The organism is Dehalobacterium formicoaceticum (assembly GCF_002224645.1).
In the GTDB taxonomy this organism is placed as follows: domain Bacteria; phylum Bacillota; class Dehalobacteriia; order Dehalobacteriales; family Dehalobacteriaceae; genus Dehalobacterium; species Dehalobacterium formicoaceticum.
The window spans coordinates 2,707,563-2,723,903 of record NZ_CP022121.1 but is presented as its reverse complement, the minus strand read 5'-3'; the positions used below and the strand labels follow the sequence as shown (position 1 = coordinate 2,723,903).

At 40.0% G+C, this 16,341-nt stretch carries 15 protein-coding genes, 1 pseudogene and 1 riboswitch; of the genes and pseudogenes, 2 read left to right on the top strand and 14 right to left on the bottom strand.

Annotated elements, in window-relative coordinates:
* The first annotated feature begins 76 nt into the window (after positions 1-76).
* Entirely contained in the window at positions 77-568 is a 492-nt protein-coding gene (locus tag CEQ75_RS13155; RefSeq protein WP_089611332.1) for a hypothetical protein, read from the top strand.
* A 124-nt stretch (positions 569-692) separates the two neighbouring features.
* On the opposite strand, the gene CEQ75_RS13150 is transcribed toward CEQ75_RS13155, so the two are convergent.
* From CEQ75_RS13150 to yneA, 3 genes are all read right to left on the bottom strand, one after another.
* Positions 693-1,007 (bottom strand): DMT family transporter, encoded by a 315-nt coding sequence (locus CEQ75_RS13150; RefSeq protein ID WP_089611330.1) that lies wholly within the window; start codon positions 1,005-1,007, stop codon positions 693-695.
* Positions 1,007-1,348 carry a DMT family transporter gene (locus CEQ75_RS13145; RefSeq protein WP_089611327.1) on the bottom strand — a complete coding sequence of 114 codons (342 nt, stop codon included), beginning with the start codon at positions 1,346-1,348 and terminating at the stop codon, positions 1,007-1,009. Before CEQ75_RS13145 ends, CEQ75_RS13150 begins: the two co-directional genes overlap by 1 nt.
* Before the next feature lie 65 nt (positions 1,349-1,413).
* Positions 1,414-1,510, bottom strand: a riboswitch (guanidine-I (ykkC/yxkD leader).
* A gap of 106 nt (positions 1,511-1,616) precedes the next feature.
* Positions 1,617-1,928, bottom strand: a complete 312-nt coding sequence (gene yneA, locus CEQ75_RS13140) for a cell division suppressor protein YneA (RefSeq protein WP_157677468.1) — start codon at positions 1,926-1,928, stop codon at positions 1,617-1,619.
* 162 nt (positions 1,929-2,090) lie between these two features.
* Between yneA and lexA the strand changes: the two genes are divergently transcribed.
* Positions 2,091-2,705 carry a transcriptional repressor LexA gene (gene lexA, locus CEQ75_RS13135; protein ID WP_089611323.1) on the top strand — a complete coding sequence of 205 codons (615 nt, stop codon included), beginning with the start codon at positions 2,091-2,093 and terminating at the stop codon, positions 2,703-2,705.
* 103 nt (positions 2,706-2,808) lie between these two features.
* On the opposite strand, the gene CEQ75_RS13130 is transcribed toward lexA, so the two are convergent.
* The 11 genes and pseudogenes from CEQ75_RS13130 to codY all read right to left on the bottom strand — a co-directional run bounded on the left by CEQ75_RS13130 (position 2,809) and on the right by codY (position 16,045).
* The gene (locus CEQ75_RS13130) at positions 2,809-4,044 is read right to left on the bottom strand and encodes a methionine gamma-lyase family protein (protein ID WP_089611321.1); all 1,236 of its coding nucleotides are present in this window, start codon (positions 4,042-4,044) and stop codon (positions 2,809-2,811) included.
* Between the two features lie 15 nt (positions 4,045-4,059).
* Positions 4,060-5,019, bottom strand: coding sequence for an AAA family ATPase (locus tag CEQ75_RS13125; RefSeq protein ID WP_089612634.1), 960 nt, complete (start codon positions 5,017-5,019; stop codon positions 4,060-4,062).
* 327 nt (positions 5,020-5,346) lie between these two features.
* On the bottom strand, positions 5,347-5,583 hold the full coding sequence (gene hfq, locus CEQ75_RS13120) for an RNA chaperone Hfq (protein WP_089611319.1): 237 nt from the start codon (positions 5,581-5,583) through the stop codon (positions 5,347-5,349).
* Positions 5,584-5,611: 28 nt separating this feature from the next.
* The gene (gene miaA / locus CEQ75_RS13115) at positions 5,612-6,580 is read right to left on the bottom strand and encodes a tRNA (adenosine(37)-N6)-dimethylallyltransferase MiaA (protein ID WP_089611317.1); all 969 of its coding nucleotides are present in this window, start codon (positions 6,578-6,580) and stop codon (positions 5,612-5,614) included.
* Between the two features lie 32 nt (positions 6,581-6,612).
* A complete protein-coding gene (mutL, locus tag CEQ75_RS13110) occupies positions 6,613-8,424 on the bottom strand; it encodes a DNA mismatch repair endonuclease MutL (protein ID WP_089611315.1) in 1,812 nt (603 codons plus the stop codon).
* A 64-nt stretch (positions 8,425-8,488) separates the two neighbouring features.
* Positions 8,489-11,115: pseudogene (mutS, locus tag CEQ75_RS13105) on the bottom strand (DNA mismatch repair protein MutS).
* Positions 11,116-11,269: 154 nt separating this feature from the next.
* On the bottom strand, positions 11,270-11,644 hold the full coding sequence (locus CEQ75_RS13100) for a YlbF/YmcA family competence regulator (protein WP_089611313.1): 375 nt from the start codon (positions 11,642-11,644) through the stop codon (positions 11,270-11,272).
* 21 nt (positions 11,645-11,665) lie between these two features.
* On the bottom strand, positions 11,666-12,988 hold the full coding sequence (gene miaB / locus CEQ75_RS13095) for a tRNA (N6-isopentenyl adenosine(37)-C2)-methylthiotransferase MiaB (protein WP_089611311.1): 1,323 nt from the start codon (positions 12,986-12,988) through the stop codon (positions 11,666-11,668).
* A gap of 157 nt (positions 12,989-13,145) precedes the next feature.
* A complete protein-coding gene (locus CEQ75_RS13090; protein ID WP_089611308.1) occupies positions 13,146-13,556 on the bottom strand; it encodes an NUDIX domain-containing protein in 411 nt (136 codons plus the stop codon).
* Between the two features lie 287 nt (positions 13,557-13,843).
* Positions 13,844-15,145, bottom strand: a complete 1,302-nt coding sequence (locus tag CEQ75_RS13085; RefSeq protein ID WP_089611306.1) for an LCP family protein — start codon at positions 15,143-15,145, stop codon at positions 13,844-13,846.
* Between the two features lie 108 nt (positions 15,146-15,253).
* Positions 15,254-16,045, bottom strand: coding sequence for a GTP-sensing pleiotropic transcriptional regulator CodY (codY, locus tag CEQ75_RS13080; protein WP_089611304.1), 792 nt, complete (start codon positions 16,043-16,045; stop codon positions 15,254-15,256).
* Positions 16,046-16,341 lie beyond the last annotated feature (296 nt).

Sequence of the window (16,341 nt, the reverse complement as noted above, 5' to 3'; positions counted from 1 at the left end):
AGGAAATAACTATTGCAGCATATTGGTGAAAAAGAAGACCTCGTAATGCTTTTTATGATAGTAGGAGAAAATAATAATGGGCAATGTGGATGAATATTTAAAGGTTTTTTGGTCTGCAAACACCAAATCAATAGTTAAGTTCGCAGTTTTATTTGCAATCATCATTATAATATCCGGTGGTATAGATGATGGATTAGCTGGATTTTTAGCTTTTATTTTTTTTATTATATTATTAATACGTGTTTTGCATGTTATTACTGGTTCAAAAAGGATTATGTTAACCGATGATGCAATTGAAATAAATAATAAAAAAATTCCTTGGAATACAATTAGAGAAATAAAATTTGATCGGCAGATTTATAAACCTGGTATTTACGGTTTTGAATTTGCAGGAATTTTAGATGCATTAATTCCTAACCAGGTAATAATTATCTCTATAGATGATCAAATGAAAGTAAGAATTTACCCGCGATTTTATAGAGATAATATAAAACTTCGGAAAAATATTGAGGATTTATGCATTCAAAAAAATATCAAATGGATTATTAGAGATAGGGGCTTATTATAAACACACCACGATTGATTTTTTTGACCTCGGGTTTAGGCTGGAGGACCCTCTCCCGGGTTAAAACAATATCCTAGTTTACATAATTATTATTATAGGAAGTTAACAGTATAACGTCCATCTCCCCCTATGAGACGAGCTTTAATCCTATTGCTGCTCCTATCACCATTGCAATTAATACAAGCCTCCTCCAATCCTTTGAGTCACCATAGAAGATCATTCCAATTAATGCTCCGCCAGATGCGCCAATTCCGGTCCAAATTGCATAAGCAGTTCCCATGGGTAATATTTTTATTGCAAAAGAAAGAAATAATAAACTTGCTCCAAATGTGACTAATAAAAGAATCAGGGATTGCCAGTTACGAACCTTATTAAATTTATATATCGAAGTCACACCAAGCATTTCGAATATCCCTGCTAATATCAAAGAAGCCCATGCCATTAACACTCAGCTCCTTCCTGTTCATTTTCTTCAGTTATCAATTTCAAGCCGATTACACCTATTAATAAAAGTAAAATCAAAAGTATTTTAGCTAATTTAAATGGTTCTCCAAAGAATAAAATCTCAGATATAACAGTTCCTGCTGTGCCTAGGCCTACAAAAACAGAATAGGCAGTGCCTACAGGAAGTTTCCGTCCGACCTTAATCAATAAATAGAAACTAAGAAAGAGGGCAATTGCGGTGACCGTCCAAGTCCAAAAATCATCTGCGTGTTTGAAACCAATCACCCATAGAACTTCAAAAAAAGCGGCAGCAAATACTTGTATCCAGTTTGCATTCATACAAAACCTCCGTTCTTATTCCATTTAAATTTTAAAAAAAACCCAGAAGACAACTGTTATACAGTTTCTCCCAGGCTTTTATCCTTCCGTGACACAGTTAAGCTGTGAGTTTTCTCTCGGACCAGACCAACAAAACGTTGCGGAACCCTAGAAAACATTTTTTATTAAGTTACTTATTTATTATACATAAATTTATTATTTACAGCAAGAATGTTTTTATACTTCAGGTTTTCTAATGTTTTACGATGTTTTACGGCGGCATGTTTTCTTATGACTGGGGTATCATGATGATCTGTCCGGGTATAATTTCTGTTTGTTCTAAATGATTGATTTCTTTAATTTGATAGATTATCTTCCTAAGGTCTTCTTGGCCCTGATAATGTTGCTCAGTTAGATCCCATAAGGTGTCACCGTTTTTAACGATGATTTCCAAATATGCCGAATTGTTTTTTTCCTCTGTAAAATTGGCTGCTAAAGCTCTGAAACCGAGACTAATACATACCATAAGGGCTGCAAAAAACAAGCAGAATGTTTTAAATTTGCTTAAATTTACTTTGACCTTAATATATTTTCTTTTCATATGCATCGCCTCCGAACCAATGTTCCTTTTTTCTTATTATAATCGAACAGAGGTACGTTGTCAATAAAAATTCGAACAAATGTTTGAATTTATTTAGGTTTTATGTTACAATTTAACAAAGTAATTCAACACAAAAATATTTTATTTTTGGGGGTGCTATACATGTACGAAGATTTATCAAAAAGACAAATCGAAATTTTAGATTACATAAAACAAGAAATCAAAACAAAAGGGTATCCTCCCACCGTAAGGGAAATTGGGCATGTTGTTGGTTTGAGCTCCAGTTCCACCGTACATGGCCATCTAACGGTCCTGGAGCAAAAAGGATATATCAGACGAGATCCCACTAAGCCCAGAGCAATTGAAATTACAGACGGCAGTTATATTCAGATGCAAAGAGAGATGGTCAATATCCCGATTATTGGTAAAATTACTGCCGGACTCCCTATCCTGGCGGTTGAAAATGTGGAAGAGCACTTCCCCGTTCCCCTTGATTTTATCAATGCAAAAAATGAATTGTTTATGCTGCATGTTTCGGGAGAGAGTATGATTGAAGCAGGGATTCTGGACGGAGATTATGTCATTGTTGAAAAAACAGACATCGCCGGCAATGGAGATATTGTGGCAGCTTTAATTGATGATGAAGCCACAATTAAAAGATTTTTTAAGGAAAAAGATCACATCCGATTGCAGCCTGAGAATCGTTTCTTGCCTCCTATTATTGTGAATGATGTAAAAATTCTCGGTCGTGTGATTGGATTGTATCGGGCAATGTAAGTAAGCCGGGGTATGCTCAGGAACGATCTTGAAAGCATATGCCTAAAAATAGAAAAATGGCTGCTTCCTTGGGATAGGTAGTTCAGCCATTTTTTTATACTTTTTAAAGTAATCCGTTCATGATCATTTCCCTAATTGTTTCTGTTACTGCCAGTTTCACATGCTGGCGGCTGGTTCCTCCCTGCATATAAACAATATAAGGTTCCCGCATCGGTCCATCAGCACTCAGTTCAATGGAGGAGCCCTGGACAAAGGCACCGGCGGCCATAATGACCTGATCTTCATATCCAGGCATATCCCAGGCAACAGGCGTGACATGGGAATCAATTGGTGAATAGCGTTGGATACCTTGGCAAAAGGCCAGGACCCTTTCCCTGTTTCCCATCTTGATGGCTTGGATAATATCTGTGCGTATGCCATCTTCCTGAGGCATCACTTCCAATCCCAATCCGGCACATAAGGAGGCAGTAAAGACCGCTCCCCATAGAGCTTCTCCCACTACGTGAGGAGCATGAAAAAGACCTTGATAGAAGAGCCGGTTATTACCCAAACTGGGACCGATTTCTCCGCCAATACCGGGAGCTGTTAATCTCATTGCTGCGCGTTCCACTAACTCCTTTTTCCCTACGATATATCCTCCGCAAGGTGCAATACCCCCGCCCGGATTTTTGATTAAAGAGCCGGCAATGAGATCAGCACCCACCTCCAGGGGTTCTTTTTTCTCAACAAATTCTCCATAACAATTATCAACAAAAACAATTACATGGGGCCATCTTGATTTTATCCCTTTCGTCACTACAGCGATTTCATCAATAGTGAGAGAAGGCCGCCACTGGTATCCCTTGGAACGTTGCAGGGATACCATCTTCGTTTTGGGAGAAATGGCATCCAGCACAGTGGTAAGATCAATGCTCCCATCTTCAGCTAAAGGTACTTCCCTGTACGCGATGCCCAATTCTCTCAAGGTGCCCATTTCTTTTTTTTCAGAGCCAATCACTTTGAGCAGGGTATCATAAGGTGTTCCTACTGATAAAAGTTCATCTCCGGGGAAAAGATTTCCGAAATAAGCTAAGGTAATGGCATGGGTTCCGGAAACCACCTGATGGCGTACCAATGCCTCTTCGCCGCAAAAGATTTCCCGATATACTGCCTCCAGCCCATCTCTGCCCACATCATTGTATCCATATCCTGTCGATGATTGCAGATGAAGTTCAGAAATTTTATGATTACGAAAGGCAGTTAAAACCTTATGCAAATTATAGCTGACATTTTCATTGATCTCTTGTTGCGTTTTCTCAGCCGCAGTTTCTGCTAAAACGATGCGTGTGTCCAGTTCCATGCTTTCCTCCCAAAACTATAGTTCAGTATTTTTGTTATGTTTTCTCGTCGCTTTCAAAATATCCAATGTTTCAATGGTCATTAAATCTTCCCGGGAGTTTTTGGGCAGCCCGATTAAACGAACCGCCTGCTGACGCATGGCAGATTCGACGATATTTCTAACATAGCGAGCATTACCGTCATACTCGTGTCCTGTCATTAAGTGGGTACGTAAAATTCGTTCCAAAGTCATCTTGGATTCAGAAGTTAATTGATATTGTCTAGCTTGCACCATCAGATTGGCAATTTCCACTAACTCTTCTATTTTATAATCGGGGAATTCAATCTGCAAGGGAAACCGGGATCTTAAACCGGGATTGGTTTTTAAAAACCAGTCCATCTCACGATTATAACCCGCCAAAATTAATATCATTTGGTCCTTCTTGTCTTCCATGGCTTTTACCAGCACATCAATGGCCTCTTTCCCAAAATCTTTCTCTCCGCCCCGGGCCAGAGAATAAGCTTCATCTATAAAAAGAACTCCGCCGCCGGCTTTTTTGAGCAGTTCTCTGGTTTTCTGGGCTGTGTGGCCAATGTATTCGCCGACTAAATCGGCTCTTTCCACTTCGACTAAGTGTCCTTTTTGTAGAACACCGATTTCTTTAAAAAGTTTGCCAACTATGCGCGCCACGGTAGTTTTCCCTGTACCTGGATTTCCCTTATAAATGGAATGGAGCATTGTCGATTCCGCCATTAAGTTTTCTTTGGAGCGCCTTTTTTGGATTTCGATAAAAGCTTGCACTTCGTAAATTTTTTTCTTTACTTCTTGCAGTCCCACAAGGGATTCCAATTCTTTAAATAACTCTTGAACCTTTGGATTATTGAAGGAGGATGCTTCTTCTTTTTCCTCATTTATGAGTGTTTCATCTCTCTTATTATTTTCCGAATGAGATGAAAGAGTTTCAAATATTCTTTTCCCTCCCGGTTTTAAACACATCTTAATTTCCAAATTTTTCACCTCGTGAAAAGAAGAGGTCATAGTATTATTGTATTTCGCAAAATCATGATTGTGCTTAGCGATAGGAAATTTTGACATCATTTTTCGATCCTAAAGTGAACTCGTTCAGCTAAAGCTGAACATCGGGGCTTCAGACGGGGAATCTACCCCACCTGAAGTGAAAATAGGAGCTCCCACTTATAGAAGTGGGAGTCTTGGAATTTGATAAATCAAGCAGACAAAAGGCACAACGTATTGTGCCTTAATGGGTCATCTCTCCTGTTTTTTCAAGGTCCTTAAACCTACTTATTCCGTGCCTGCATTCAATTATTCCGGTTTCTCCATCATCAGGTTCACCGGTCGGTTAGGCATAATTGTGGAAATGGCGTGTTTATAAACCATCTGTTGTTTCCCATCAACATCCATAACCACAGTAAAACTATCAAATCCTCGGACAAAGCCTTTTATTTGAAAGCCATTTACCAAAAAAATGGTGACACCGGTATTATCTTTACGCACCTGATTTAAGAAAAAGTCCTGTAAATTGAAATTACTCTTCGTCATAAAAATCCCTCCAACATTTGGTATTATATTATTCTACAGGAGCTCCTGTAGTCCCTCCCAATATTTCATAAATTTTTTCACCACAAAGGGTTTTTGTGGAAAAATTCATGACATCAAACCATTTGATTCTTGGATCCCTCTTAAACCAAGTAAACTGTCTTTTGGCAAAATGTCTGGTGTCTCTTTTCAACAGACGAATTCCCTCTTCTTTTGTCACAATTCCCGTGAGATAAGCTGCTATTTGTCGGTATCCTAATCCTTGCATGGATTTCAGACGGGGAGAATAGCCTTTTTTTATAAGTGTTGTCACCTCCTCAATTAGTCCATTTTCTATCATCTGATCCACTCTTTGGTTGATTCTGTCATAAAGAATCCCTCTTTCGCAAAATAAGCCAATCATCTCTATATCATAAGGCCTTTCCTGTTGACGATCTTGTTGTACGTGAGAGATCCTACGCCCCGTTTGATAAAATGTTTCTAAGGCGCGGACAATGCGGCGCAGATCATTAGGATGAAATTTCTCAGCAGTTTCCGGATCTATCTGTACTAATTGATTATATAAATATTGGTTACCCCGTTTTTCAGCATCTTGCATCAATTGATTTCGAAGCTGAGGGTCGTAATCCTCCGGGATAAAATTATAAGGGTCAATCACTGCGTTCACATATAATCCGGTACCGCCAACCAGTATAGGTATTTTACCTCTGGTATTAATATCACGAATTTGATTTCTTGCCAATTGCTGAAAATCAGCTACTGTAAAATTCTCGTCCGGATTCCTGATATCAATGAGATGATGAAGGATCCTTTTTCCACCGGTAGAAACCATCTCTTCGGCTTGAATTTTTGCTGTACCAATATTCATTTCCCGATAAACCTGCATGGAATCGGCAGAAATAATTTCACCGTCCAGCAGGTCAGCAAGCTCAACAGAAATGGCCGATTTTCCCACCGCCGTCGGACCCACGACAACAATCAATTTTTCTTCTGCTCCCATATTACTTTCTCCTTTTCAGCGGCCGGCCAAATTTAAGTACGCAGGAATCTCCTTTTGATCTCCTCATGGGTTAAAAGTATCAGCGTCGGCCTTCCATGGGGGCAGGTAAAAGGATTGTCAGTGCGATCCAACTGTTCTAATAAAAAAGTAATATCTGCTGACGTGATAAAACTATTCCCTTTCACAGCGCTTTTACAAGCCAGGGAAAATAATTTTTCTTCATTGATGATTTCTTTAAGCCGAACCGGAGAATCACTACCTAGTTTTTCCAAAATATCTAATAATAATTCCTGGGAATTCCCTTCAATGTGCCATACCGGTACCCCTCTTAATAAAAAAGTGCGGTCTCCAAAGTGTTCCAGCACAAATCCCAAATCCCCTAATTGAATAATATGATTGATCAGCCAGATCGTTTGGCGGGGTGTAAGCTCAATGGTGATGGGCACCGCAAGCATGTTAGATGCAGAAGGTTGTTCTGCAAACAGTTTTTTGATCTTTTCAAAACGAATTCTTTCATGGGCGGCATGCTGATCAATAATGTAGAGACCTTCATCCCCGGAAGCAATAATATATGTACCTTCGATTTGCCCCAATATTTTCAATGAGGAAAAAAACGGCTTAATTTCCTGAGACTCTGCTTGAAGCACTGAAATATGGGGTTCTTCTTGATCAGAAAAAGATGCTTTATGCTGCTCATTTCCTGCCTGATCATGATAAGAGCCGGTTTGTTCCAGAACAACTCCTCCTGGTGGCTGTTTCATTTTTTCCGGATCAAAACTATATTTTTGGAAAATTTCTTGCTGCTCCGCCGGTTTATTATCTTGCTTTACATTTGTCTTAATCTGTGGAATTGATACTGTCGGATCATTCAAAGCATTGTGGATGGCATGGATTAAAGCTTCTTTAATGGGCTGGAAATCTTTAAACTTAACCTCCAATTTTGCCGGATGCACATTGGCATCAAAAAGCTCCGGTGCCATTTCAAAAAACAAAATGGCGATAGGGTATCTTTTTTGCGGGATTCTGGTATGATAAGCTTCCTCCAGAGCTTCGGAAAGGTCCTTGCTTTTGATGAAACGTCCGTTCAGATAAAAATTATAATACTGGCGTGTTGAGCGGGTCGTTTGGACATTGGAGATATAGCCCCTGATCAGAGGACCATGTTTATATTCCACTTTGGTTAAACTACGCGTAATCTCATTTCCATAAACAGAAAAAATAACCTGGGACAAATTATGATTACCCGGCGTCTTCAATAAGGTTCTTCTCTCATGGACTAATTCAAAAGCAATGTCTGGTCTGGAGATGGCAATTCTGCCCACCATCTCGGAAACCATTCCCAGTTCATTGGAGGGTGACTTGAGAAACTTTTTCCGCGCCGGAGTATTATAAAATAAATTATCGACAATGATTTCGGTCCCGACGGGGGACCCAATTTCCCTGAGATCAGATATTTGATCCCCTTCCACTTGTAAAGAAAAGCCCACAGGGCTTTCTTCGGTGCGCGATGATAAAGTCATTTTGGAAACAGCAGCTATGGAAGGCAAAGCTTCCCCGCGAAAACCCAAGGTGCTTAAAGAATTCAAATCATCGAAAGATATAATTTTACTGGTGGCATGGCGCTGAACTGCCGTAGGTAAATCCTGGGCTTCAATGCCCCACCCATTATCCGTAATTTGAATCCGCTTTGTTCCTCCCTCTTCCAAGTATACTTTAATGCGTGTACTCCCGGCATCGATAGAGTTTTCGATTAATTCCTTGACCACAGAGACAGGTCGTTCCACAACTTCCCCGGCTGCAATCTGATTGGCTGTCAATGGATCCAGAATATTAATTTTCCTCATATCTTACTCCTTTTTATGATTAAACATTCCTAACAAGCACCAAAGTTCCCTGATGAGGATGATCTTAATCCTGATTGGCTAGTTTGCGCTGCCACTGATTAATTTTTAGGAGCGCATCCAAAGGAGTCAGATTGTTCAGATTCAGTGATTCTATTTCAGCAATCACCGGATGTTTAGGTGGTTCAGGAACAAAAAAACTCATTTGCAAGGCATGATTTTTTTCATGTATGGTGCTTTTGTTTTCACCTTTTTCATCCAAGGAAATATCTGTTTCCTCCAGATCCAGCAAAATTTCTTTGGCTCTTGTGAGCACCTCATCCGGTAATCCGGCTAATTTTGCCACTTGAATCCCATAGCTTTTATCCGTCCCTCCCGGAATGATCTTTCTTAAGAAAATAATTTCCCCATCTTTTTCTTTTACCGCCACCGAATAATTTTTCACTGCCGGATATTTTTCCGCCAGCTCTGTTAATTCATGGTAATGGGTGGCAAAGAGGGTCTTAGCGCCAATTTGGGGCTTTAAAATATATTCTACTACAGCCCAGGCAATACTAAGGCCATCGTAGGTACTGGTACCCCGCCCGATTTCATCTAGGATAATCAGGCTATCCTTCGTAGCATGACGCAGGATATTGGCGGTTTCATTCATCTCCACCATAAAGGTACTCTGGCCTCCTGCCAAATCATCTGCTGCCCCCACTCTGGTAAAAATTCGATCTACTAAACCAATTTTTGCACTGGCAGCAGGCACAAAACAGCCGATCTGACTCATCAGGACACATAAGGCCACCTGCCTCATATAAGTTGATTTTCCGGCCATATTTGGGCCTGTGAGCAAACATATTTGGTCCTTGTAATTATCCAAGTAGGTATCGTTGGGAATGTATCCACTGCCGGTAATTCTCTCCACCACGGGATGACGGCCATCTATGATCCGGAGAGTCCCATCCTCAGTAATTTCAGGTTTCACATAGCCATGATCCAAGGAAACCTGGGCAAAGGATAAGAGTACATCCAATTGAGCAACCACCAGCGCCGTTTGCTGAATTCTTTTGGCAGCTAAGGCAATTTTTTCTCTGATTTCATTAAACAGACTGAATTCCCTCAGGGCCAGCTTCTCTCCCGCGCCCAAAATTTTATTTTCCCATTCTTTCAATTCCTCTGTGATGTATCTTTCGGCATTGGACAGGGTTTGTTTGCGCATATAATGATCAGGGACCAGGGATAAATTGGCCTTGGTTACCTCCAAATAATAGCCAAAAACTTTGTTAAATCCGATTTTTAAGGATTTAATCCCTGTGCGCGTTTTTTCTTCCCCTTCCAATTGAGCAATCCATTGTTTTCCGTGCAGGGTGATGGCGCGGAGCTCATCCACTTCCTCCTGATATCCCTCTTTAATAATGCCTCCGTCACGTATCGAGACGGGCGGTTCATCCTGAATGGCTTTTTCAATAAGCTGATAAATATCCTGTATGGGATCCAGCCTTTCTGCCAATTGTGAAAACTGATGATGCTGCAAAGTCTTGATTACCTGATCAATCTCAGGCAGAACCCCCAGAGAATTTTTTAAAGCGATTAAATCTCGTGGGTTGGCATTACCAAAGGCAATTCTGCTCATTAGTCGCTCTAAGTCATATATTTTTTTTAATAATTGACGCAGGTCTTCCCGGGCAAATACATTGTTCATCAATTCTTCGACAGCTTTTAGGCGATTAATAATGTCCTGTTTATTGAGCAAAGGTTTTTCGATCCACTGTTTAATCAACCTGGCTCCCAGGGCTGTATTGGTCCGATCCAAAACCCAAAGCAAAGATCCTTTTCTTTGACGATCACGCATGGTAGCAGTAAGCTCCAAGTTTCTTCTGGTGCTTTGGTCAATCATCATAAAAGAAGAAACGGAATAAACCTGAAGATCCTCAAGATAAGCTAAATCTCTTTTTGGGTGCCGGATAAAAATATTAATATCATCCCCACCGCTATAGCAGCTTCTGATAAAGATGATAACCCTAAAGATTCCAAAGAGCGGCCCTTAAAATGTTTTTGAATTTGATCCATCGTATCCGAATATAAGTCTTGATCCTCAGAAAATTTGGTCAAGGTGGGCTGGGAAGTCCTTGTGAGTTGTTTGCGGAATGACTTATCATGATAGAGGGTTGTGGGTAAAATGATTTCCACCGGTTGAATTCTGCTGACTTCATCAAACAGCTTCTCTGCTCCTGGTTCTTCGGATATTTCTGTGGTCATGAATTCTCCTGTGGATATATCAGTATAGGCGATGCCAAAAATTCCATCCCGGGTGGTAATGGCCAAGAGATAATTGGCATTTGTTTCCTGAAGCATATTTGTTTCTAAAACTGTGCCCGGAGTAATAATTCGGACCACTTCCCGCTTAACAATACCTTTAGCGGTTTTAGGATCCTCAACTTGTTCACAAATCGCAATTTTGTATCCTTTAGCAATCAGCTTGGCCAAATATCCGTCTACGGCATGGAAAGGTACACCACACATAGGGATTTTTGTACCGTTTCCCCCATCCCTGGCGGTCAAAGCAATTTCTAATTCGCGGGAAGCAATCATTGCATCTTCGGCAAACATTTCATAGAAATCACCCAAACGATAAAAAAGCAGGGCATCTTTATGGTTGTTTTTTATCGATTCATATTGTTTCATCATTGGGGTAGGGTTGGACACAAAGAAGCTCCTTCCTGTTGCAATGTCTTTTTCAAATGCTACATTTAAATTATATCATTTCACCAAGGGAATTACAGCAAGATATCAAGAAAAGTTGCTTTCTGCCAAAATGAAAAGCCCTTGCAAAAGCATCAAGGGCTTAAAAGATTAAAATTTAATTACATCCGGCGCAGCTGGAACAGCTGCTTTCATCACAACTGCTTTCTCCCTGTAATACCTGAGAGATGGCACGATTGATATACTCCAGAACCCGGCCTAACTTTTCCTGGGCCGTGATATAATCCAAAATTAAAGGGTTTTCCTGTAATTTTGCGCGGAGATTTTCCATTTCCTGTTCTAACTCTTTTGAGGGCTCTTGTCCTGCTACCTGAACGTTATAGACCTCCATTTGCTTATTGCGGAATTCATGCATCAGACTCATGGCGGTTTGATCCTCATTCATCCGTTTTTCTGCTTCGCGCATTTGGAGAAGCTCCTCGCTGTTTTCCAAAGCATTTGCTAATTCTTGAGCCTTATTTAATACCTCCATTATTTTCCTCCTTTATGATTTTTATGATTCTATTTTTTCCCCCTCGAGATGCCAGGTCTTTGCAGCTGTTATTTTGATCCTGATAAGCTCTCCCGCAAGATTGATTTCTCCGGGGAAATTGACAATTTTATTTGTTCTGGTCCGGCCGGTTAGAGTCCGGTCACTGGTTTTACTTTTTCCTTCCACAAGAACCTCTTCTATTTTTCCCACCAGGCTTTGATTAATCCGTAAACTGATACTATTTTGTACATCCATTAATTGCTGTAAGCGTTCCCTTTTGATTTCCTGAGGAATCTGACCGGGCATTTTGGCGGCAGGCGTTCCCGAACGAGTGGAATATAAGAAGGTATACGCCACATCAAATTCAGCTTCGTGTAATAATGCCAGAGTATCCTGGAAATCCTCATCGGTTTCCCCGGGGAAACCGATGATCAGATCGGTGGTAATACTGCAATCAGGAAATTGATCTTTAATAGCCCGCACCAAAGAAAGATAAGTTTCCCTGGTATATCCTCGGTTCATTAATTGCAGGATATGGTTACTGCCTGACTGAATGGGCAAATGAAAATGTTCACAAACACTGCTACACCCAGCAATAGTATCGATCAGTTTTTGGTTAAAATCCCTGGGATGGGAAGTCATATAGCGAATTCTCTTAATCTTTTTTGTTGCATCCAGCTCCTTTAATAAATCTGCAAAGTCATAGGAGGTGGAAAAATCCAATCCGTAAGAATTTACATTTTGACCCAGGAGCATGACTTCCTTGAATCCTTCATTCCCCAAAGCAATAAATTCTTTTTTGATGTTTTCCGGATGTCGGCTTCTTTCCCTGCCCCGTACGTATGGCACGATACAATAGGTGCAAAAATTGTTGCATCCTTGCATAATAGAAATTTGAGCCTTAATATGGCCTTGTCTCTTAACTGGCAAATCGTCCTGGATGTCCTGTTCCTCATTGTCTATCTCCAAAACATGTCCGCCATGACGCACCTCAGTGATTAATTGGGGCAACCGGTGAATGTTATGGGTACCAAAAACAATATCAACATGCCCAGCCTTCTTCAAAAGCTTTTCTCCCGCCCCAGGTTGTTGAACCATGCAGCCCCCGATGCCGATGATCAGCCGGGGATTGATTTGCTTTAATCTTTTGAGATTACCGATATAGCCGCGAATCTTATTCTCGGCACTTTCCCGCACACAGCATGTATTAACAATAATGATGTCACTTTGATTAAGATCATCTTCTGCTTCGTATCCTAAGGATTCCAGCATGCCGCCCATTATCTCGCTGTCATGTTCATTCATTTGACAGCCAAAAGTGGTCACATGGTATTTTGGTCTCATTTAGCACTTCCTTTAATGCAAATCTTTAAATATTATATCACATTGTTCTCCTTGTGACAAAAAGTATTCTCACTTACTTTAGGGACAAAGTACAAAAAAATAAGGAGTTATCACTCCCTATTTTCCCATGAAAATGAGCCCAGAACGCTGTGCTGTTTTATAACTCCTTATGTTGTTTATAAGCAATATTCAGCAAAGCTTTATCTTGACTGTAGGTGACCTTGCTTAAGGCATCAATGATGTTGAAAAACCCGCCATTTTTAAAATTCAGTTCTTTATTAATCTGGTATTTTCCGGAATCGCTTTTCATTAAAAACCAGGTAATTTGATTACAAACAGGCTCTTGTCTCGTACAGGAATAAAACTCATAATTCGTTTCCCCAATGGGACTGACAATTTCAGCTTCAATTCCTGCTTCTTCTTTAACCCGCTGCAAAGCGACCTCATTGGCGCTTCCTAAATTTCTGATGACACCTTTGGGAAATACCCATTCATTTTTTTCGTTTTGCAGCAATAAAACTTTGTCGTTAAAAAAGACTAAGCCACCGGCGCATTGTCTAAAAAGCATAGGCCTACCTCCACTTTTAATTTTATTTTAAATTATTTTCTAATGCTTAAAACTTAAGCATATACTTCGCCAACAAGTAATCTTTTCCTTCTAATCATTAAAAAAATGTTAAATATCGATTAATGATAAGAACGGACTGCATATTCCTTTTATCAATTTCCAAGACTTCCACTTCTATAAGTGGGAGCTCCTATTTTCACTTCAGGTGGGTAGATTCCCCATCTGAAGCCCCGATGTTCAGCTTTAGCTGAACGAGTTCACTTACCTGTTTCATTGGGCAGGAAAATTCACATTTCCGGCGTCACTTCTAACGAAGGATCAGCTGCCTTTTGATCATTAATTCCTGTGTCCAAAATCTCTGCTTCCGGAGCAACCTCTTCGCCCAAAATCTCGCTCTTCTTATTCTCTTCCACAGGAACCGGGGGCAGAACCTCAATTTTTCCTTTGGGAGGAATCTTCTCCGGCAATTTTTCTTCTTCATTGATTTCGATCACGACTTCCTGGTTTACCGGAACTGTCTTTTTCTCTTCCTCTTTCTTATTGTTCTCTTTGATTCGATCCATTACTTTTTTATTGCCGGCTTCTTTTTTGTCTTCAGCTTTTTTGGTGTTTGATTGCTTTTCCACCGGATGTACTTTAGCTGTATTCTGCTCTGCCGAATTATCTTTTTCAGCGATGCGGACAGGTGATGTGGTATCAATTACTGATCCGGAATTTCCTGCAAAAACCTCTAATACCACCTGCTGCGCTTTGGATTCATCCACATACCAATAACTTCCGCCGTTAATGTCCATAAAATTGCCTGGCAAGGTTTGGGAAACAATTGATCCGGAGGCAAATTCGCTGAAATCCTTACCTAAGCCAATCATCTGGGCAATGGTTAAATCAGTTTCTATAGCTTCGTTCATCTGGGGAATCAGCACGGGCAGCTTCACAATATTTTTACTTTGCATCATTTCCGCGGCTAAAGCAGACAAAAACTTTTGCTGCCTTTGTGTGCGTGTAATGTCGCCTAGCTTGTCATGTCTGTAGCGCACATACTGTAAAGCTTTTTCTCCATCCAAGCGCTGAACCCCTTTTTCTAAATCAATCATGCCATCATAAACACGATACTTCATGTTTTGTTCTACATCAAGCTCTACTCCCCCTAAGGTATTAACAATATCAACAAATCCATTAAAATTTGTCAAGACATAATAATCAATAGGCACCTTAATCAACTGGGAAATACTTTCTTTTACTAATTCCACACCTCCAAAAACATTTGCCGTATTAATTCTATTATCTCCATATACTGGAATTTTTACTCGGGTATCCCGGGGGATAGACAGTAAGCTGATTTGGTGCTGTTGCATATCCAAACTGGCAAGAATGATCGTATCAGTGCGGGATTTGTTCATAAATTCTTCATCAGTGCCCAATAGCAAGATATTAATGCGGTCTTTACCTCTGATCCAATCCTCCTGTCCCGGTTCCATCTGGGAATGCTCAAGGTTCCCCTCTGTGCTGATCAAATAAATGGCACCGGCGGAACCAACCAGGAACAAAACTAATAATACGGTCATCAGATTACGAAATTTTGATGACAAAAAATTCACCTGCTCTCATAATAGAAATCTACTAATAATTTACTCTATTTTGCCGCTTAATTCAATGGTTAATCATACCTATATTCAAAGAAAACAGCCTTTCGGCTGTTATATTCTACCATGAGTAGCTTGGATTCTTTTTAATTCTTCCAGAAGATAATCATTCAGCACTCTGATATAAGTTCCTTTCATGCCCAATGATCGCACCTCTACAACACCAGCGCTTTCCAGCTTTCTTAGAGCGTTCACAATCACGGATCTGGTAATCCCAACCTTATCTGCGATTTTACTGGCAACAAGAAGACCTTGGCTATCCCCTAACTCGTTAAAGATATGATCTACAGCTTCCAATTCTGAGTAAGATAATGTATCAAAAGCAATGCTCACGGCTGCTTTTTGCCGGGCTATTTCTTCGATTTTTTCTGTTTTTGCCCGGAGAATTTCCATGCCAATAACAGTGGCTCCGTATTCCGCCAAAATCAAATCACTGCTGTCAAATTCTCCTTCTTTAGAAAGCATCAGAGTACCAACTCGTTCACCACCCCCGACAATAGGTACCACAGTGGTGAATTTGTTTTCTATGGGACATTCCCTTTCCGGAATGAATGCACATAAACCTTTGCGATCAATATTCGCCTTTGTCTCCATTGTTTTCAATAAATGCTCATTATAATCGTCAGGAAATTGGGCATCTTCTTTAACAACTTCTTCCATGGTAGAACAATCAAAGCCGTCCAAAAAATCATAGCCCAACACATTGCCCTTTTTCCCCAATATATAAGTATTTGATTCTGTATTACGAGATAATACCTGCGCCATTTCAGCAAAACTAATAGGATAACCTGCCGCAGTTTGAATTAATTTATTTATTTCTCGTGTCCTCTCCAATAACGTTTTCAAAATAATCCTCCTCAGAATATTTCCATCTTTTTCCTCTAGCTGTCTATGGTGTATCTATTAATGATTTGACATGCCTGCTCGCAAAAGCCTAATGCTTTAAGAGCTTTTGGATCTATAGTTTGTTACCAATAGAACTTTCGTTATTTTTAAAGCTTTCCCTTCTTTTTTTAAAAAAAATTTTATTTAATGTGAATATTCTTTAATGTCGCAATTGTTTTTATAAACAGAGTACTTAGCACAATGTGAAATTTTTATTCCATTAGATGCCGGAACTAAATTTTCCAAGGATTCATAAT

Bases quoted from the DNA above. Each gene is read 5' to 3' on its own strand.
- CEQ75_RS13155 (WP_089611332.1), top strand. From the start codon at position 77: ATGGGCAATGTGGATGAATATTTAAAGGTTTTTTGGTCTGCAAACACC.
- CEQ75_RS13150 (WP_089611330.1), bottom strand. From the start codon at position 1,007: ATGGCATGGGCTTCTTTGATATTAGCAGGGATATTCGAAATGCTTGGT.
- CEQ75_RS13145 (WP_089611327.1), bottom strand. From the start codon at position 1,348: ATGAATGCAAACTGGATACAAGTATTTGCTGCCGCTTTTTTTGAAGTT.
- yneA (WP_157677468.1), bottom strand. From the start codon at position 1,928: ATGAAAAGAAAATATATTAAGGTCAAAGTAAATTTAAGCAAATTTAAA.
- lexA (WP_089611323.1), top strand. From the start codon at position 2,091: ATGTACGAAGATTTATCAAAAAGACAAATCGAAATTTTAGATTACATA.
- CEQ75_RS13130 (WP_089611321.1), bottom strand. From the start codon at position 4,044: ATGGAACTGGACACACGCATCGTTTTAGCAGAAACTGCGGCTGAGAAA.
- CEQ75_RS13125 (WP_089612634.1), bottom strand. From the start codon at position 5,019: ATGTGTTTAAAACCGGGAGGGAAAAGAATATTTGAAACTCTTTCATCT.
- hfq (WP_089611319.1), bottom strand. From the start codon at position 5,583: ATGACGAAGAGTAATTTCAATTTACAGGACTTTTTCTTAAATCAGGTG.
- miaA (WP_089611317.1), bottom strand. From the start codon at position 6,580: ATGGGAGCAGAAGAAAAATTGATTGTTGTCGTGGGTCCGACGGCGGTG.
- mutL (WP_089611315.1), bottom strand. From the start codon at position 8,424: ATGAGGAAAATTAATATTCTGGATCCATTGACAGCCAATCAGATTGCA.
- CEQ75_RS13100 (WP_089611313.1), bottom strand. From the start codon at position 11,644: ATGGAGGTATTAAATAAGGCTCAAGAATTAGCAAATGCTTTGGAAAAC.
- miaB (WP_089611311.1), bottom strand. From the start codon at position 12,988: ATGAGACCAAAATACCATGTGACCACTTTTGGCTGTCAAATGAATGAA.
- CEQ75_RS13090 (WP_089611308.1), bottom strand. From the start codon at position 13,556: ATGCTTTTTAGACAATGCGCCGGTGGCTTAGTCTTTTTTAACGACAAA.